This is a genomic window from Nitrospira marina, assembly GCF_059568365.1.
Genome location: NZ_JCANTH010000001.1, coordinates 1,230,544 through 1,250,764, shown reverse-complemented (window position 1 = coordinate 1,250,764; position 20,221 = coordinate 1,230,544). Strand labels below are relative to the sequence as shown.

13 protein-coding genes are annotated in these 20,221 nt (G+C 51.6%); 5 read left to right on the top strand and 8 right to left on the bottom strand.

The features are described 5' to 3' along the window. Positions 1–329: 329 nt before the first annotated feature. Together LX98_RS05140 and LX98_RS05135 are read left to right on the top strand one after the other, a co-directional pair. Positions 330–1,016, top strand: coding sequence for a class I SAM-dependent methyltransferase (locus LX98_RS05140; RefSeq protein ID WP_496427871.1), 687 nt, complete (start codon positions 330–332; stop codon positions 1,014–1,016). A 396-nt stretch (positions 1,017–1,412) separates the two neighbouring features. Further along, positions 1,413–2,288, top strand: coding sequence for a M48 family metalloprotease (locus LX98_RS05135; protein WP_496427870.1), 876 nt, complete (start codon positions 1,413–1,415; stop codon positions 2,286–2,288). 300 nt (positions 2,289–2,588) lie between these two features. Here LX98_RS05135 and LX98_RS05130 read toward each other — a convergent pair whose 3' ends face one another. Then, positions 2,589–2,888, bottom strand: a complete 300-nt coding sequence (locus LX98_RS05130) for a hypothetical protein (RefSeq protein ID WP_496427869.1) — start codon at positions 2,886–2,888, stop codon at positions 2,589–2,591. A gap of 331 nt (positions 2,889–3,219) precedes the next feature. On the opposite strand from LX98_RS05130, the gene LX98_RS05125 reads away from it, so the two are divergent. From LX98_RS05125 to LX98_RS05115, 3 genes are all read left to right on the top strand, one after another. Continuing rightward, positions 3,220–3,762, top strand: a complete 543-nt coding sequence (locus LX98_RS05125) for a hypothetical protein (RefSeq protein ID WP_496427868.1) — start codon at positions 3,220–3,222, stop codon at positions 3,760–3,762. Between the two features lie 411 nt (positions 3,763–4,173). Next, positions 4,174–7,602, top strand: a complete 3,429-nt coding sequence (locus tag LX98_RS05120) for a TM0106 family RecB-like putative nuclease (RefSeq protein ID WP_496427867.1) — start codon at positions 4,174–4,176, stop codon at positions 7,600–7,602. Positions 7,603–8,198: 596 nt separating this feature from the next. Continuing rightward, on the top strand, positions 8,199–9,125 hold the full coding sequence (locus LX98_RS05115) for a hypothetical protein (protein WP_496427866.1): 927 nt from the start codon (positions 8,199–8,201) through the stop codon (positions 9,123–9,125). Between the two features lie 42 nt (positions 9,126–9,167). Here LX98_RS05115 and LX98_RS05110 read toward each other — a convergent pair whose 3' ends face one another. From LX98_RS05110 to LX98_RS05080, 7 genes are all read right to left on the bottom strand, one after another. Next, positions 9,168–10,493, bottom strand: a complete 1,326-nt coding sequence (locus tag LX98_RS05110; RefSeq protein ID WP_496427865.1) for a carboxylesterase family protein — start codon at positions 10,491–10,493, stop codon at positions 9,168–9,170. Positions 10,494–11,090: 597 nt separating this feature from the next. Beyond that, the gene (locus tag LX98_RS05105; protein ID WP_496427864.1) at positions 11,091–11,885 is read right to left on the bottom strand and encodes an EcsC family protein; all 795 of its coding nucleotides are present in this window, start codon (positions 11,883–11,885) and stop codon (positions 11,091–11,093) included. Between the two features lie 107 nt (positions 11,886–11,992). After that, the gene (ribD, locus tag LX98_RS05100) at positions 11,993–13,093 is read right to left on the bottom strand and encodes a bifunctional diaminohydroxyphosphoribosylaminopyrimidine deaminase/5-amino-6-(5-phosphoribosylamino)uracil reductase RibD (RefSeq protein WP_496427863.1); all 1,101 of its coding nucleotides are present in this window, start codon (positions 13,091–13,093) and stop codon (positions 11,993–11,995) included. 26 nt (positions 13,094–13,119) lie between these two features. Continuing rightward, positions 13,120–16,221, bottom strand: a complete 3,102-nt coding sequence (gene ppdK / locus LX98_RS05095) for a pyruvate, phosphate dikinase (protein ID WP_496427862.1) — start codon at positions 16,219–16,221, stop codon at positions 13,120–13,122. A gap of 221 nt (positions 16,222–16,442) precedes the next feature. After that, a complete protein-coding gene (locus LX98_RS05090; protein WP_496427861.1) occupies positions 16,443–16,928 on the bottom strand; it encodes a hypothetical protein in 486 nt (161 codons plus the stop codon). A gap of 69 nt (positions 16,929–16,997) precedes the next feature. Beyond that, positions 16,998–19,187: a glycine--tRNA ligase subunit beta gene (glyS, locus tag LX98_RS05085; protein ID WP_496427860.1), complete on the bottom strand. Its 2,190-nt coding sequence runs from the start codon at positions 19,185–19,187 to the stop codon at positions 16,998–17,000. 37 nt (positions 19,188–19,224) lie between these two features. Beyond that, positions 19,225–20,142: a glycine--tRNA ligase subunit alpha gene (locus LX98_RS05080; RefSeq protein WP_496427859.1), complete on the bottom strand. Its 918-nt coding sequence runs from the start codon at positions 20,140–20,142 to the stop codon at positions 19,225–19,227. Positions 20,143–20,221: the final 79 nt, after the last annotated feature.

Genomic DNA, 20,221 nt, shown 5'->3' with positions numbered 1-20,221 from the left:
CAACGTTAGCCGATTAAAACCCGAAAGATTGCATTTGCCATGAGGATCTAATTATCATAGAATCGTTTTTACCATTTCCTTTCCCCCATGCATTTACAAATACGATAAAATCCCCGTAGCCACAGGAAGGTGACGAGATGTTCAGTGTAAGGTCCATCTCACATCCTCACGTGATAACCCCGTAGCAAGCTATGGGAATGAGCAAGTGAACAAGAAATCCAATCTGTTCATACAATTTTTAACGATCATTGTATTTTCGTTCCGTCCTCATTAACAAAACATACGACTGAGGACTCCCCACAAAGATCCCAAGGAAAGGCACTGAAGAAATGTTGCTGGAACTATCTAAGATTTTACCCCTAACAATTAGAAAAAAAGCCTACCGGCTTGTCATACAGATCGTGAGGCAGCATGAGCAGGAAAGCGCCAAAAAACTAGAGGAAAAGCTGCCCAAAATAGATTTAACGAAGGAACATATAAAAAACTTAAAGATTTTAACCAATAAGGCTGCCCTCCTTGATGTGTTGCCTAAGCATTCGATCGCAGCGGAAATTGGCGTTTCGCGCGGAGATTATTCTGAAAAAATTCTTTCCATCGTCCAACCAAAACAGTTGCATTTAATTGATGCCTGGGGTAGTGCACCCTACCAAGTCAAGAAAGTCATCGAAGAACGGTTTCATAAAGAGATTCAATCAGGACAAGTGCTTATTTGTCAGGGAATCTCAATTTCAGAACTGGAAAAGAAGGATGATGGAATTTTTGATTGGGTGTATATTGATACGGATCACAGCTACGAAACCACAGCAAAAGAATTAGAGATTTGTCGAAAAAAAGTTAAAAAAGGTGGCATCATTGCGGGTCACGATTATGTGACAGGGGCCTGGATGTCCAATCGCAGATACGGAGTTGTTGAGGCGGTGAATGAATTTTGCATCAAATACAATTGGGAAATGATTTATTTAACGATCGAACATCATCGGCATCTCAGTTATGCGATACGGGAAATTTCTTCCTGAGATTCGCACGTGCTCCGATCATGAGGCCAAACTTTGTTCATGTACATGAACAAAGTTTCATAATTGGAGCAGTGTCCCTACAACTCATATCCCACCTTGGAAAGCATCTGTACCGTGGGGTGAAATGGTTGTCCCTCTAGTTCACGTTTTAACCCACCTAGAAATCCGGTTTTCTCGCCGGGCAACTCCTCAAAGATTTCCTTAAGACACATCGCAAGACAGACATCTGACCCCTAGCCAACCATCCTCAATCCGATAGGCTCCAATATCATGAGAGACCGGTAAAGCCTGGCCTGGTTTATCATGAATCGGAGATTAGGAAGCTTCCCTTTCCATAAAGTATACTGCAATAATTTCTTATTAATACTCTTGGCGGTGGGTGCGGAGAGAATATAAATGCGACCCGGAATATTTGGGAGAAGTAGGGGAATAGGCGGACGAACTCGCGGCCGGATGAGTTGGAAAATGCGGGTCATCCCGCTCGTCTTATTCGCGATATACGGACTGTATTTTTTCGTCTCGAACCAGGAAACCGTGCCGTTGACCGGCCGTTCCCAATTGGTGGACATGACCCATGAGCAGGAAATGGCCTTGGGACTCCAGTCCTACCAAGAAATCCTCAGCCAGTCCCAAGTCATTCCGGAAGGACAGGTCGTAGATCTGGTCCGGACCATCGGCCGCCGTCTGGCAACCGCGGCAGCCGATGTCGATCCCGGATTCGAATGGGAATTTAATGTGATTGACTCTCAACAGGCCAATGCCTTTGCCTTACCAGGCGGAAAAACAGCCGTGTATACCGGACTCATTCCAGTTGCGGAAAACCAAAACGGATTAGCCGTTGTCATGGGCCATGAAATCGCCCATGCCATCGCGCGGCATGGTGCCGAGCGCATGGCCCATCAAAAATTAGTCCAGATGGGCACCATCGCCGCCACGGTGGCCGTCGGCGATATGGATTACGACACACAGAGAATGGTCATGGGCGCATTAGGAGTCGGCGCACAATATGGCGTGCTCCTCCCCTTTTCCCGCGACCATGAGTCGGAGGCCGATTACATGGGTCTGCTATTTGTCGCTCGGGCCTGTTTCGATCCCACGGAAGCTCCACGACTCTGGGAGCGCATGGGAGAAGTCAGCAAAGGCAAACAGCCGACCGAATTCATGTCCACCCATCCCAGCCATGGGACCCGCATCAAACAATTTCAAGAATGGATGCCCGAAGCCCTGGCTCTTCGCGAGCAACATTGCAGCCAATCCTCCCCCTCCTCGTAGAAATCTTCTATCAAAATATTCAAAATTTTTACGCCTCACCCCTTTTTTCGGCACGACGCCTGCTCCCTGGCCTTAGGCGGACGCTCTCATTCACCGGCAGCCCGTGTCTGAGCGCAGCGAGTTGGGCTGCCATCCCCAAGTTCGCGTCAGCACTCTCCGATCTGCCCAGGGAGGGCGTCACGGGTTTTGGCTACTTTTGCCCGCCCAAAAGTAGCTCGGCTGCCGGGCCGAAACCCGGCAAAACTCTAACAGGTAAATCATCCTCAGGTAATAAAATCATGGGCTCAAACTTGTTGGAAATTATTCAGAAATACTTTTAGGTGGAGAAGGACCTAGGGGGAAAAATTGAAGAGCCTCCGCAAACGTCCAATAGCCTCGTTGATCAATTTTTCCGTTATAGAGAGGGAGCGACACCCGAGGCAACACGGATTGAATCAAACTTCTGTACGTGGTGAACCATTGGCAAGCCTTATGAAAGGCGTCCTGACCCTCAGGGTGATTCTGCCAGGGCTTGAGGTCGAGTTGATCGTTAAAGAGAATTTTCAGCCAACGCAACCGCCTGGCCCGGGGGACTTGAAGAATCGCCTCAAAAGTATTCAACCCCGTATAGGCCGATAAAATTTTGAGAGTAGGAGATAAGGGGAAGATTGAATGCTTTCCATTCCATCAAGCGTAAGCCAATAATGCCTTTCCATCAAGCTCAAACTGAGTTCAATTCCAGTTTCAGTTGCAGAGTCGTAAAAAGATTTTCTCCTTCTTTTAATAAAACTCTGGAATAAGGAAAATGGTTGACATCATAAGGAGTTGTATTTAGATTCCGTGACACACGGCACATTAAATCTCATAATATAAAGTCTTCTAAATTTTGTCGATCAACATGTCCGATCCCGTCTCTAACTCCAGATATAGCCTCGCACATGCACGACGTCACATGGGATCTTTGGAATGCGAGCTTGATGCCTTTCACAAACCAAAGCCCTTTAAGCTAATTGTGGAACAGGTCCCTGGAAGCGAGTACGACTTACATAAGATTAGACTGAAAAAGCCCTTGCCGGAACCGCTAGCGGGTATCACATTTGACACACTGAACATTCTCAGATCCTCCCTTGATCAGGCCTGTTATGCTATTGGCATCGCCAATGGCACGAACGGCAAGAAATCCCACTTCCCGTTTGGTGATACCCCAGCAAAAGTAGAAAGTCGTCGCAAAACTTCATCGCGCGATCCTCCCCAATCGGTATTCGACCTCCTAGCAGCTATAAAGCCATACAAAAACGGCAACGATCTCCTATGGTCACTAAACAAACTATGCAACCGCCAGAAGCACGAGATCGTGGTCCCCATACCTATCGCAACAGGTGGAGGTACCAACCATCAATCTCGCTTCGCGGGAATGGTCACCCAATACTTCCCTCCGCAATGGGACCCTCAACTTAACGAAATGATTCTTGCAGAAGTTCAACGCGGAACCTAATACACCTACAATAGGGAAATTCAAACTTTTGTCACCTTTGGAAAGATTGAAATTTTAATGGGTAATCCACTAATCCGTGTACTAAAGGCAATGGCACAAGGAGTAGAGAAAATTCTTCCCGCCCTTGAAAAAGAAGCGCGCACCTTGTCCATTTTTCAATGAAATAACGGGACGAGGAACTTAGGTAACGAAACACTTGAAAGTCTGCACCAGGTTGTCAAATTTCCTGGATGAGCGTTCGATTGGAAATTTTACTAGTTCTAAAAAATTCCCCTTCCATTCGTTTCTATATCGATGGGTTTGCTGAAATCTACCAAACCCTGATTCACAAACCTTAGCGGCGAATCCAGTTAGCATTGGAGTTTTCTTAAAAAATTACCGTAACTCTCAGACTGAATCTGATCTACGGATATGAAGAAAGACCTATCAGGCCAATTGGTGTTTTCGCCGAGCGATCTCATCTGCTATCTGGCCTCACCGTTCGCATCCTGGATGGACCGATACGCCTTGGAGAATCCCGGCGCGGTCACCCCTGATGAGGAAACCGAGGACGGACAACTCATAGCACAGACAGGCGCACAACACGAACGCGCGGTGCTCGATGAATTCGAAGCTTCCGGTGCCAACCTGATTGAGATTCCAAGGACCGATCCTAGCGTTGCCCGGACAACGACCATCTCCGCAATCAACGCAAACGTCCCCGTTATTTATCAGGCCTTTTTGGAACATGAGCCGTTCGCGGGGTTCGCTGATTTCCTTCTACTCGATGAAACCGAACGGTATCAGGTGTGGGACACGAAACTGGCCCGCTCGCCCAAGCCCTATTATGCGATTCAACTTTGTTGCTATTCGGAGCTACTCGCCGCTGTCACCGGGGCCACGATGCCCGAAAAGTTCGGACTCATCCTCGGCACCAAGGACAAGGTTGAGTTTCGCATCGAGGACTTCATTCACTACTACCGTCGCATCACGGCGAATTTCCTGACTATGCAGAAAGGCTTCACCGGGAAAATCACGGATCGCCCGGAGCCTCTACCGCGAGCCGATCACGGCCGATGGACTTCCCATGCAGAAAATTTCTTTCAGGATACGGACCATCTTGTGCAAGTGGCGGGAATCACTGTGGGCCAGATTAAAAAGCTGAAGAAGGGTGGGATCGCCACAGTAGCCGATCTCTCCGAGGCGTCAGGCAGGTCCATTCGCAAACTGGCTGCCGACTCACTGGAAAAGCTCGTCGCACAGGCGCGCCTGCAGTGCCAGACCAGGGCAGACCGGATCGTGAATCCTGATGCCCCGCCGCGCTATGAGGTCCTATCTCCCATTGGTGCGAATGGCGAACCCGTGGGCTTGGCCGCTCTTCCGCCCGATCATCCGGCGGATGTCTTCTTCGATATGGAGGGGTACCCGCTTGTTACCGGCGGACTGGAATATCTGTTTGGCGTCTGCACGCGAAACGAGCAGCCGGATTCATTTGAGTTCATGGACTGGTGGGCACACAACCGGGAGGACGAACAGGTCGCCTTCGAGGGATTTGTGGACTGGGTCTTCAATCGATGGCAGCGTAACCCCGGCATGCACATCTACCACTACGCGCCCTATGAGGTCAGCGCGGTGCGGCGATTGAGTACCCGTCATGATACCCGTCAAGACGAGGTGGATGCGCTGCTCCGGAACAAGGTATTCGTTGATCTTTTTCAGATTGTCCGTCACGGCCTGCGCCTCGGGGAGAATAGCTATTCCCTCAAGACGGTCGAGCGCCTCTACCGACCCAAACGCGCCACCGAGGTTGCCACTGCGGCTGACTCAATTGTGCAATACGCCAGGTGGATCGAAAGTCAACAGCCGGCTGATTGGAAACACAGCCCCATCCTGAAAGATATCCGCGACTACAACGAGGACGATTGCACATCCACGGCAGAGTTGCTGCAATGGTTACGGAAAGTGGTGGTCGAACATCAGATCACTGCGGTCCCCCTGGATTCGGAAAACGCTCCGTCGGCGCCCCAAGAATTGCCACCGGAGGTCGTGACGCGATTGGAGACCGCTGCACGGCTTCGCACGCAAGGAGATGCCATTTCCCTGATTCTTGCCGATGTGGTCGACTTTCATCGCCGTGAAGAAAAGCCCATGTGGTGGAGAATGTTTGACCGTGCCACCGCGACACCCGAAGAACTCCGGGATGACCCGGCCTGCCTCCAGGGGATCTGCGCCGTGGGACCTCCCATACCCGAAAAACTTTCACTGGTACAAGAATACCGTTTCGACCCCTCTCAGGAATGCAAATTGACCGCCGGTGATAAGTCCAAAGTGATGTTCACCTATAACCTGAATGCGAAATTCACACTTTTGGAGCTGGATATATCCACGGGCAGTCTGAGCCTTAAGATCGGCAAGAAAGCTCTGAACGAAAAATTTTTAGGCGCGTTCCCCTCGCAGGGTTCACTGCTTCCGGACGAGCATGTCTCGGCAACGGCCATTCAGCTTGCGCTGACGGAAGTGGTGACCAGACACCTCTCACACAACCTCAATGCCCCCGTGGCCGCCTTGTTGAACCGAATACCGCCCGTCACACCGCTGCAACAGAACGGTGAGTCTCCAACCGAAGCCGCCAAACGGGTGGCGGGATCGATGGGCGGTGGATGCCTGGTCATACAAGGGCCTCCCGGAACCGGCAAGACGTTCACCGCTTCACACGTCATCACGTCGCTTCTCGCTTCCGGCAAAAAAATCGGTGTCGCATCCAACAGCCACAAGGCCGTGATGAATCTTCTCACCGCCTGTGGCGACGCCGCTCAAGAGCGTGGTTCTCAGCTCCAGGGCATAAAAGTCGGAGGTGACGCCGAAGATTCATTCTTTACCCGTAACCCCCGCTTGCAATACATCAAGGACACCAACACCGCGCACCAGGCCTATACTGGTGGCCTTGTCGGTGGAACGGCTTGGCTCTTTACCAGACCTGAGTGGGAAGATGCACTCGATTTCTTGTTTATCGATGAAGCCGGACAGGTTGCCCTCGCCAACGCCATCGCGATGGCTCGATGCGCGAAGAACCTTGTTCTCCTGGGTGATCAGATGCAACTTGAACAGCCGGTGCAAGGCTCCCATCCCGGCGATGCGGGTCTTTCGGCCCTCCAATACGCGCTGAAAGATCTGGAAGCCAGCCAACCCGATTCTCCTATCATGCATGCCGTGATACCCCCGGACTACGGGCTTTTCCTCGGCGAATCCCGGCGTATGCACCCATTCGTCTGCCGATTCATTTCGGAGAGCATGTATGAGGGTCGCCTTCAGTCACATTCCGACTGCGCCCGGCAGACGATCGTGGTCCCGCCTGGCGCCAACAGCCTCATCGATTGCGAAAGCGGGATCCTCTTCAGCGGCGTGGAGCACGATGGCAATATCCAACAGAGTGACGAAGAGATTGAACGGGTCACGGAGATTTACCACGCACTCCAAGGACGTCTCTACACCAACAAGGACGGCGTCACCAGACCACTGGCATTGAAGGACTTTCTTTTCATCGCCCCCTACAACGCACAAGTCCGCGCGCTTCAGGTCGCCCTGCCCGACGGCGCACGCGTCGGAAGCGTTGACAAATTTCAAGGACAGGAAGCCCCTGTCTGCATCCTCTCACTCTGCTCCAGTTATGGTGAATACGGTTCACGCGGTCTGGCCTTTATCCTTGACCGCAACCGGGTGAATGTCGCCATCTCCCGGGCACAATGCCTGGTCATCGTGGTTGGTGATCCCCGAATCGCCGGCACTCCTCCCGGCTCCCTGGACGACATGAAACTCATCAACCTATTTTGCAAATTGACCGATGCAACCACCTCCACATGAATTTAGTCGGGAGGTTAGGCAGAGCAAAGGATAGGCCTGCGCCTAAAAACTTTCTGGCCTTAGAAACGAACTATACAAAATATATGGTTCATGTCTCTTCCATGTAAGTTCCTGAAAAGTTCGGCTTCCCTGGACCGACGCCTGCCAGCTGGCTCAGGAGAGGGACGCTCTCATAGGCTGGCGGGCCTTGTTTGAGCGGAGCGAGTTGGTCCACCCTCCCAAGGGTGGCCTCCCTCCTCTCCTAATGAGGCCGGCCGGGACGTCAATGGTTTTAGGCCCTTTTGCCTCCACAACAATGGTCGCGCTAAATTCGAGACGCATCAGGCAAAACCCCGCCATTCGGGGCGAAACCCGGCAACACGGAAAATCACGTTGACACGAAATTTGGGTGGACAAATGCGACGCAGGCATTGGCCGGCGCTTTTTCCTGGCAAACCCCAAAATGGCTTCCCAATATACATTGTAAAGCTATAAGTCCGGAGCTATAAATTCTGTTTAATCCTAAAAAATTCTCTTATGGAGAATGAACAGCGGTGACGATTATGGTGGTCCCACATTTTGCCGATACAACACCTAATTTTTGTTGAGAGGAAGACGTGCCCAACACCCTAGCCCACATCGGCGTGCAAGGCTTTCTGAATCAGGCCGTTAAACCGGGAATCGACCCTAAACTAGTGTGCCTGGGTTGCTTGCTTCCGGACATCCCATGGATCTTTCAAAGAGTTGTGCTGGGAATCATGCCGGGAGGCGACCCTTATACCATTCGACTCTACTGTATCGCTCAAGCATCCTTATTCGTCACGTTGGTGTTATGCGGAGCCTTGGCCTTCCTTTCAAAAACGCCTAAAGCCGTATTCATGATTCTCGGCCTAAACGTCCTGCTTCATCTCGTGCTTGATGGCCTTCAAACAAAATGGGCCAATGGCGTTCATTTCTTTGCCCCTCTGTCATGGGACTTATGGAATGTGGGGTTATTCTGGCCGGAAAGTCTTCCAACCTATATTATGACCGGAGGAGGCTTACTCTATATAGGATGGCAATGGCGAAAGGGGATATCACAGCCTCTCCCAATCTCGCCCTTGTCACCTTACAAAGTGACGGTATCGACGTCGTTACTCATCCTGTATTTCGCCCTGCCTTTCGTCCTTTTAGAAGGACCTCGAAAGGCTAATAACCATTTCGTCCGAACACTTGAAGAAATGGAGGCTCGTCCGGGGCGTCCTCTGGAATTGGATCGACCATCCTATGTGAAAACTCCGGGAGGCGATATGATTGGCCTATTCAATGGTGAAGAAATCAGAAGCACTCAAGAACTACTGGATCACTCAGCTATCGTTTCGATTCGTGGACGTTTTATCACGCCCACCCAACTGGATGTTCTTGCATTTCACGAACATTCCAGTTGGTTCCGTGATACGGGTAGTTACCTGGGTATCCTTCTCCTGTTAGGCATGTGGTTGGGAGCTATCATAAAACAGGGCCTGCTCCACTCCTCAAGCAAATCGGGTCATCATTCTAGTTGACAGCAGGAAAAATCGACCAACCAGGCTGATCCTGTAAGGCCACTACTTCTCATTCAGGATATCAGGAGAAGGCACATCTATGGTGAGTTTGACAGGAAAGAGGGTGTGGGTGTCAGAGCGGTGTCGTACTTCCTGTAGAAGCGTTTCGATGCGAGGCTCGACGATTTCTTCAAAAGATTTCCCCCCATTCGTTTCCACGATGATTGGTTTTGAAAAATCTACCAAATCTTGATTCAAAAACAGGGTATAGCGGCGAATACGATTGGTGCTTACCACGATCTTGTTGGGCGATGTAACCTGAGCGTGTAATTTGGCATACACCCCTCCCGTAATAAACTCATCTCGGCTGTCAATCAGGTTTTCGGTAAAGGCGGCAATCTGATCCGTCATATCAATCCGCACCCACGAGAAAGGTATAAGGTGGGTTGCATCACGAACCAACGAGACGGTCCGTGGCAATGGCTCTCGTTGTTGAGCATCGAACCACGTCATCAATTCGGGCAAGGCTTGCTTGGGAAAGAAATGCCCTCCCGCATGGGGATGCGTCCAGTTATGTTCCTGGTACTGATAGGGAATGCCGCGGCGCTCCATCTCTTTCACCAAATCGCGACTCAACTGCACAGGCATAATCTGATCCGCTGCGCCGTGAATAACATAGACGGGCGTGTGAGCTAAATTTTCAACGAAGGGAAACAGGACATCATCAATACCACTGGCCATCGGCGCGATACCCGCAAGACGATCCGCATGATGCATCCCGATAATCCAGGTTCCAATACCGCCATTAGACATGCCGGTGAGAAAAATCCGATCCGGATCGATATGGTAGTCCTTCTGAACTTCATTTAAGACCTTTAACGCCAGATCTTCGCCGTATCTGGTCCACCATGACCCCATGGTCACCGAAGGACAGGCCAAAATATATTTTTCACCCAGACGTGGAATCCAGCGATCCAGGTAGGCTTCACCCGTGAACCCTGCCCCATGCAAACACAGTATGAGTGCCATCGGCTGTTCAGGTGAATAGGAGGGAGGAACATACAAGGCGTACTCAGCATCCACTCCTCTCACCCGAATAGACCGACGGGGTTGGGCCCCGACCGGTTGAGCCTCATGCGGGGTCGGCTGCTGAAGAATTTTTGAAATGGATTCAACATTGGCCTCAGGCATATGTTGAATGTCAGCTAACAGCTCGTTGGCTTTTTCCGGAGAGTCTTCCTCTACATATTCTTGCACCAATGAGGACAGACTCCTGCCCGAAAGCTCTAAGGCCTCGCTCTTTTCAATTTCGGGAAAAGTATGAGCCAAAATGGGAAGAGCCACCAGGGCCACCATTAAGCATGAAAGCAGAATAATAAAAATTTTCATACGATGTTATCCTAACAATTTTGCCAATGAAGCCTTTCGAATCACTGAGGGTTCAGTACTTAATCTTCTCATATTTTACCGCACATTCCTATGGCCTCAGTGCCACATGCGAACGATAAAAATTCCTGAAAGCTTCAAACGAGAATAGAATCAATATTATGCGGGATTTTCGTAGAAGATAGAGGAAGTGGAGTAATCGCTGAACTCAGATAGTTTTTTTCGCCGGGATCTTGTCTGCTGTTCAGCGTGGGATCCAGGACACTAGAGCCAAATCAGTACGCGCGAGGAGATCATTCTGCGTTTCCATGGCCGTTGCCAGTTTATCAATTTTTTTAAACGCTTGACCGGCTTTTCTTCGCCATAGACTTCTCACGTCCGTTGGTGCCGGTCCAGCACTGGCCAACTCGCCCGAATTTATTTTGTGATTCTTGAATGCAAGGAGTAAGTAGAAAGATCCCCCGGCAGGAACAAACCAAATGACCTCGTTGTTTTCACGGATTGCCCCCTCAAAAATTTCCCCAAAGCTTTCTCCCTGAATGCATTCAGATGGACACCTGCGAGCGCCCGGCGGGGATGACACACCAGAACACGACGAATTTAATTCCTGGCGGCAAATTTTCGATAGGCCTCTTGCACGGCCTCTTTACCATGAGTACGCTCCAACCGCCGCACGATAAAATGGCCACGTGCCATATTTTGAAAATGATCCATAAACAGCAAATTGATGGTGGCTCCCCCTGCGGCCCCTAACAACGGGATCGCCTGAGCGGCAGCTTTTTCTGATACTTGAATACTGTACCGTGAGGCAATTTCAGACAGAAACCGGACCAAAGCCGGGGCGCCTGAACTCGTCAAACCACGTTCGAGCAAATACTTGCCCGCTTCGGTCATTGCACCCGCCAACGCGGCCCTCACCGCAAAGTACCCCGTTTCCGCCCCGTCATCCGCTTGACTGGTGCCCCCCATGGCAAAGACCTCCAAGCAGGCCAGCTTGCTCCCAGCCTCCATAATCGGTTCTCCCTCACTTCTCGCGATATCAGCGATAGACCGCAACATCAGCGTCGTAGAGATCGGCAATTCGACGCTCAAAGCCATGAGCCCCATCGCTCCCCCGATTGCACCACTGACGGTCGTCAATACCCGGTGAGCCCCATTGGCAGGTTCACCTCGATACCGTTCGTCTATACTGGAAACGGCCAGATCTAACGCTTTATTCAGAGCCTTTTGCGTGGTCGTCAGGAGCTTGTTGGAAAATCCATCGGGCAGCATGGTGATGGCCCTTTCAACCGGCCCTCCGATGAGATTCGTGACTTTGGCGGCAAAGCTGGGGTTTTCTAAGAGATCTACTGCTAATGCTAAATCCTGCCCGTCGAGTTGATTGAGAGTGGTCATGAGCGCGATCTCCCCGGTTTATATGTGCAGTACACAATTGGAGTAGTAATATGTTAATGGATACCAGACACCGTCAACCTGCCTGTTGTCGATGACTCAGCAGAGCCTCACTGTCGTGACTCAATTTTTCCCGTGATGAGCCAATCCTTCCCGATCTTTTTCAGTTGGCAATCAGCTAGTGGCCAGGCCCGATCAAGCTTTTTCGGCGACTGCCCGCCGATGAGGCCGATGGCATCGTGCCCCCCAAGCAGCATGGGAGTCATATACAATCTTACCTGATTCACCAGTCCCTGTTGAAACGCAGCAGCATTCACCCTACTTCCTCCCTCGATGAGCACCGAGGTGAGACCCTCTTTTCCTAAACGGGATAGACAGGCCTTCAAGGAAACTCGTCCGCCTTGCCCGGGCAACACCCACACCTGAATGCCCCGTTTTCTCAAGAGTGCGATTTTTTGGTGTGGAGCCTGTGTGGTCGTGCACAAAATGGTGGGCTGCTCACCCACCCATTGCAAAACCTTGGCATTGAAAGGAATGCGCAATCGGCTATCAAGGACGACTCTTACCGGTTGCCGGCCCACACGTCTGTTTGTCATCGTTGTTCCTCTGGCCGACAATTCAGGATCGTCGGCAATGACCGTTCCGACGCCAACCAGAATGGCATCCATCTGGTTACGCAAACGATGGACATCCTGACGTGCAGGTTCCCCTGTGATCCACCGTGACTCACCGGTGGCCGTCGCGATTTTTCCATCCAATGTCATTGCCCCTTTGAGAGTCACCAACGGGCGTCCCGTCGTGATCCAATAGGCATAGACCTTATTCAAATGCCGTGCAGCCTGCTCTAACACCCCAACCGATACCGGAACATGGGCTTGCTGGAGTTGTTGAAGCCCGCGCCCATTGACCTGTGGATTGGGATCGACCATCGCCACGCATATTCGGGCTAAACCGGAATGAATGAGGAGTGGGACACAGGGGGGCGTGCGCTTGTTGGTGTGACAACAGGGTTCTAACGTCACATAGAGAACAGCCCCTCGCGCTCGAGGGCCCGCTTGATGGAGCGCTAAAATTTCTGCATGAGGTTCGCCGGACTTACGGTGATAGGCTTCTCCCACGATCTGCCCATTTTTGACAATCACCGCCCCTACCATGGGATTGGGACTTGTACGCCCTTTCCCCTTGGCGGCGAGGGAAAGGGCTCGCTTCATGTAGGTGTCATCTGATGGGACGGACGTCACCGCCGTTTAGCAGCCGTAGTGCGTTTTTTACGGGGAGGAGACGAAGAAGCCATTTTCTTGGATGGACTCTTTTTACTCCTTGCCTTCGTCACGGCTTTCTTCTTCACTGCGCTCTTCGCTGCCGGCTTCTTTGCGGCTGGTTTCTTCCCGGCCACGACTTTCCTGCTCGTGACTTTTTTTCCGGTTGTTTTTGTGGAGGGTGCCTTTTTAGCCGTTTTGGTGAGACCGGATTTGGCCGCCACCGTTCGGGGTTTACCGCTGTTACTCGACCTTGAGCGAGGCTGTCGTTGAGTCTCCTCACGTTCGAGCACCGCCACGGCGGCTTGAGCCGCAGCGAGCCGTGCGATGGCGACACGATAAGGCGAACAGCTCACGTAATTCAGGCCTAATTCATGACAAAAGGCCACGGAACTTGGTTCACCCCCATGCTCTCCGCAGATTCCAAGTTTAATTAACGGCCGAGTCTTCCGCCCCTCCTGAATCGCCCATTTCATGAGAGCTCCAACCCCTTCTTGATCCAACACGGCAAAGGGATCGGCGTCCAAAATATTTTCGGCTTTTTTTTCGATCGTGGCCTTACACATCCGGCACACCATTTTTTTCCAATCCACGTTGGTTCGTTGGCAGACCGGACACCGATCCTGGCGATCCAGGTAAAACCCGATATAGGGTCCTGCGTCATCACGGGAAAACCCGAACGTCGTTTGCGTCAGATCATTGGTTCCAAAGGAAAAGAATTCAGCATGTTCGGCGATTCGCCCAGCCGTCACCACCGCGCGAGGCAGCTCAATCATGGTGCCGATCAAGTAAGTCAGCTTCATGCCATATTCGGCCATGGTCTTTTCCGCCACTTCTTGAATCAGTTCCTTTTGAGCTTTCATCTCTGACGGCATCCCCACCAACGGGATCATAATCTCCGGCACGATCTTCTTCCCCTCGCGCGCGACTTCACAGGCTGCTTCAAAAATTGCTTGAACCTGCATGCGTGTAATTTCCGGCATGGTTATCCCAAGCCGGCATCCACGAAGACCCAGCATGGGATTATACTCATGCAACTCTTCGACTCGATCCAGTATTCGTTGTTTCTCCTGAATGACTTGAGGATCTCCATTGGTCACTTCCAACTTTGCGATTTCAACCAGGAGATGTTCGCGTTTGGGCAAAAATTCATGGAGGGGTGGATCGAGTAACCGAATCGTGACCGGAAATCCCTTCATTTCCCGATAGAGTCCAATAAAGTCCTGGCGTTGAAGTGGTAACAGCTGCTCTAAATACAACTCCCGCTCTTCTCTGGAGGATGCCAGGATCATTTGCTGCATGATGGGTACGCGGTCTTCGGCAAAAAACATATGTTCGGTCCGGCAGAGCCCGATCCCTTCGGCCCCAAACCCTCGTGCGATGTGCGCTTGTTCGGGAATGTCCGCATTGGATCGAATCTTCAGCACTCTGAACGCATCGGCCCATTTCAAAATCGTCGAGAAATACTGATACTTTTCAGAATCTTTCTGATCCATTCTTCCCTGAATGACTTGGATCACTTCAGAATCCACCACGGGAATGTCTCCCGCATAAACCTGTCCGGTAAACCCGTTCAAGGAGAGAAAATCTCCTTCAGACAGAATCATGGATCCAAATTGCACCTTTCCGTTCGATAAAACTTCCACGGCATCACAGCCGGCTATACAGACTTTTCCCATTTGACGGGCCACCACCGCCGCATGCGAGGTCATCCCGCCCTTGGCCGTCAGAAATCCTTCCGCTGCATGCATCCCATGAATATCATCAGGACTTGTTTCATGACGAACCAGGATGGTCCGTTCCCCCTTGGCTTTCATGGCCACAGCTTGATCCGGGGTGAGAGCAATACGGCCGGCCGCAGCTCCCGGACCCGCTGGGAGCCCTTTACCGACTGACTGAAATTTCGCCTCATCACTGCTTTCGAAAATGGGGTACAGATATTGGGAAAGTTGTTCCGGGGCAACCCGCTTCACGGCTTCTCTCCGGTCGATGAGCCCCTGCCGAACCATATCTACGGCAATCCGAACCGCAGCAATACCCGTCCGTTTTCCAATCCGGGTTTGCAGCATATATAATTTTCCCTCTTGGATCGTGAATTCCAGATCGAGCATGTCCCGATAATGTTTTTCCAGGGTACGCTGGGTCTTGATGAGATCCTTATACGCCTCCGGCAACGTGTCTTGTAACGCGACGACCGGCAGGGGAGTTCGAATACCAGCCACGACATCTTCGCCCTGGGCATTCAACAGACACTCGCCAAAAAAGACCGGGACCCCGTTCGCAGGATTTCGGGTAAAGGCCACCCCTGTCCCACTGGTATCGCCCATGTTGCCGAACACCATCGACTGGACATTGACGGCCGTTCCCCATTCATCGGGAATATCGTAGAGCCGGCGATATGTGACAGCACGATCCCCAAACCAGGAATCAAACACCGCATCCACCGCCATCCGAAGTTGTTCGAATGGATCTTGCGGAAAATCTCGCGCGGTTTCGGTTTTGACCAATTCCTGATATTGCACCACTAACTGCGCCAAGGCGTCTTCAGTCAAATCGGTATCGTGCTTGACTCCTTGTGCTTGTTTCATCGCCTCCAGAGTGTGTTCAAAGCGCTCGCGGGGAATGCCCATCACCACGCTGCCAAACATCGTGATGAACCGCCGGTAGGCATCAACGGCAAACCGGTGATTGCCGGTTTTTTTGCCCAAACCCTGAACCGTCTGTTGGTTGAGGCCGAGATTCAATACCGTATCCATCATACCGGGCATCGACGCTCGTGCCCCTGACCGTACCGACACCAGCAACGGATTGTCCGGATCGCCGAGCCTGGCCTTCATAGTTTTTTCGACCTGCCGCAGGCCATTCAGCGCCTGATCCCACATCCCCGCGGGGAAACGTTTTTTGGCATGAAAGTATTCCACACAGGCTTCAGTGGTAATCGTGAACCCGGAAGGAACAGAAATTTTCAGGTTGGTCATTTCAGCCAATCCCGACCCTTTCCCTCCTAAGAGTTCCTTCATGTTGCCGGATCCTTCGGCTTTGCCGCCGCCAAAGAAATAGACATATTTTTTGTGCCGCATTTCTTCGCTCTCCTTTACCCGACCCATCGGCCATTCGAAAAAAAAGACGTCGTCACAGGAGGAGACTGAATGTCTGACATTCTTCTCCCAACCATTCTCCCCGATGAAGGGAGACCCTCACGGGCAACCGTCTTTTTTCTCAAAGATGCCTGAGACAGGCGTGGTGTATGAAAATAAATATATGAGCTGGCTGTCAGAACAAAGGTAGGATACACGAGCATTCAGGTTGAATGATGATTTACAGATTGAAGACGGTCCTGATATTTGGCTATCAGCATCTGCTTGATCCACATGCCGGAAATTATGACAACTATGGCAAAAATCATGAGCGCAATCAATCGGTAATTCTCGGCTGGGTTCCCGGAGACGTATAGGTTCCCATCCGGCCCCATCGCGAGAGTTTTTCCTTCCGGCAACAGATGGGTTTCACCCGAGATATCAGAAAAATCAAGCCATTCGGAGCAGACCTTCACTAACCCATCTGCGCCCACAACCTTTACCCAGGTGACCTGGACACAATGCCCATTCACGGGATCATAGAGTTCCGATGTTGAGAAAATTCTTTCCAAATTAACTCCGCTCACCCAAAGACCTGCCAGGATTAAGGCATTGCAGCCGATAATAAGGGCCACCGTGACGACCAGAGTAAAGCGCTTCAACCGTCTTGAAATCTCGGGGCTCTCTACACGGTCCGTCCCATCCCCCATCGGATGTTCCTTCTCATGACCGTCTCGCTTGCACAGGGGCGGCCAGGAATCTTCTTCGATTAACGACTGTTATCCACTTGCCGATTGCAGACAGGACAAATCGGCTACCGTGAGAAACAGGTCATCCGTTGCCTTTAACAGGGAAAGGCGATTGGCCCGTGTCTGTGGGTCTGAATCATTGACCATCACGGCTCCGAAGAACTCATCAATGGGGCCCTTGAGTTCCAACAACGCATGAAGAGCCTTTCCGTAATTCCGGTCATTTACTGAACTACGAACTTGTTGTTGTATGACCCCCAAGGCCTGAAACAGCCGACGCTCCGATTCATGCACAAACTGTTCAGGCAGGGCCTGCGCGTTGGTCCATTGTTCTTTTTCAACAATTCGGTGAGCCCGCTTAAATCCGATCATCAGCGGATCAAAATCCGGCTGAGGCACCATGGCCTCCAAGGCCTGCATGCGTGCGACCAGATCACCCATGTCACAGTCCATCGCACGAGGAACCCGGATGACCGCTTCCATGACATCTTCCCGTAATCCCAGATGTTGCCTGCCATAAAATCGAAGCCGGTCGAAAATAAAGGCCACTACTTCTGCCCCGGTCTGAGGGGTGCCACGCACCCGCCCGCCTTGTCCATCCAAGATCTGCAACGCCCGATTCACCACGGAGGTGATATCCAGCCGGAGTGGCGTTTCCGCAAATATTCGCACCAACCCATACGCGGCTCGACGTAACCCCAACGGATCTTCAGAGCCGGAGGGGGACATTCCGGCCGCAAAAAATGCCACGATGGAATCACACCGATCGGCCACCGCGAGGAGGACACCAGGTAGTTCAGTCGGCAACTGATCTTCTGGAAATCGGGGAAAATACTGTTCGCCAAGTGCGCGACAGACCTCTGCAGATTCGCCATCGTGTCTGGCATATTCTTCTCCCATCACCCCTTGCAGGGTCGGAAACTCTCCAACCATTCCGGTCGTCAAATCCGCCTTGGACAGAAGAGCGGCGCGCCGACACACCTCGTCCAGATCTTTTCGCCCAATCTGCTCAGCCATCCATCCGATCAAATGACCCACCCGATCCACTTTTTGACGCACGGTTCCCAGCTTGTGATGAAAGAGGACGCCTTCTAAAGCCGGCACTCGCTCATGCAGTGGGCGTTTCGAATCCTCTTTAAAAAAATGTTGAGCGTCACTCAGGCGAGCTGCCAGGACTCGTTCATTCCCCTTGGTCATGAGCGGGGTATTTCCCCAAGGCATATTCGTCACCGCAATAAATTTTGGGAGGAGCGCGCCATCCTTTGTCATCAGCGAGAAAAACCCTTGATGCTCTTTCATCGATGAGATCAGGACCGGCTTGGGAACCGCTAAAAACTCCTTCTGAAACGTTCCGAGAATGGTGTGCGGGTATTCCACGCCAAAGACGGCTGCTTCAATCAGCTCATCCCGGTACATGGGGTCAACCTGGCCCTTAGCAGATTTAGCCAACAGAGAAACTTCTTGCGTAATGAGACGCCGACGCTCTTCCGGATCCACCAGCACTCCCAGTCGCTTCATGGTCTCGATATAATCGTTGGCGGTGGTGAGTGGAAACGTCTGCCCCCGTTTTTTGCCTTTCGCCCGATAAAATCGATGTCCTCTTGTCATGGCGCTGGCTTGAATTCCGGCAAATTCTACGGTGAGCGATTGATTCCCTAATAGGGCAACCACCCAGCGAATCGGCCGACCGAATTTTGCCCGCGAGGCATTCCAGCGCATCGCCTTCGGGAAGGCCAATTTACTTAAGATCTGCGGAAGCGCCTCCGTGATCACCCGTTTGGCCGACTGCCCTCGTTGGTGCGTTTCGACCGCCATATAGGCCCCTTTTGGGGTTTCTTGAATACGAAGCTGGTCAACAGGCACTCCTTGGGATTTGGCAAACCCCCATGCCGCCTTTGTGGGCTGTCCCGAAGCATCGAAGGCTGCAGAGACCGGCGGGCCCAATATGTTTTGAGTCAGGGAAGCTTGCTGAGGTTCCACCCCTTTGGCCAGCAAGGCTAAACGCCGGGGTGTACCAACGGTCCTCAAGGACTCATACTTTAACCGACTGTCCGCAAAGAGCCGTTGCCCAAGATTTGCCAGGTCTTCCAATGCCTGCGGAAGAACAGCCGACGGCAATTCCTCCGTCCCAATTTCTAACAGAAAAGGTACGGTCTTGGGCTGAGATTTTGAGACCGACTTAGCCTTTACATTTTTGCGGGGTGCTCTTGATGGTGCCATACGCGTATTTGCCATAACCCCGCATCGGGGCATCGATTCAAATAATCTTTTGTTTTCTATGAGGACGGGCGGAAGCCGCCGCGTGGTGTAAGAGTGGGAAGCCCATCTGCTCCCGTTGCCCAAGATAGGCTTGGGCACATTTCCTGGCAAGATTTCGGACCCGGCCGATATAGCCTGTCCGTTGGGCCACACTGATCGCCCCCCTCGCATCCAACAAGTTGAAGAGGTGGGAACATTTCATACAGCAGTCGTAGGCCGGTAACACCAGTTCCCGTGGATGCTCCAGTAACTGTTGGCATTCCTTTTCGTAGCGATCAAAGCTGGTCTGAATCAAATCCACATCCGCCGCTTCAAAGTTATAGACGGAAAACTGAACTTCCGACTCATGATAGAGTTCGCCGTATCGAACGTCTTCTGTCCACATCAGGTCATATACGTTATCGACCTGCTGTAAATACATGGCAATGCGTTCCAACCCGTAGGTTAACTCCACCGTCACCGGATCTAGCTCCAACCCCCCGATCTCCTGAAAGTAGGTAAATTGCGTGATCTCCATTCCATCCAATCGGACCTCCCAGCCCAACCCCCAAGCCCCTAAGGTAGGAGACTCCCAGTCATCCTGAAGAAATTGAATATCGTGTTGATAGGGATCTAACCCCAAATGGGCAAGACTTTGAAGATACAGATCCTGCGAATCCGCAGGAGCCGGTTTCAACACCACCTGATATTGGAAATAGTGCTGAAGACGATTTGGATTATCTCCATATCGTCCATCGGTTGGTCTTCGACAGGGTTCAATATATGCCGCGCGCCAAGGCTCAGGGCCGATCGCGCGAAGAAATGTCGCCGGATTAAACGTCCCAGCCCCTTTTTCAGTGTCATACGGCTGAGTCAAAATGCAGTGGTGGGATTTCCAAAACTGATGAAGGGAGAGAATAATATCTTGAAAGGTCACAACACTTGACCTTGGCCCCTAGGTTGACCCTGGAACAGCCGAGCAATGAGGTATGTCATGAATAATTCCGTTCGTTCTC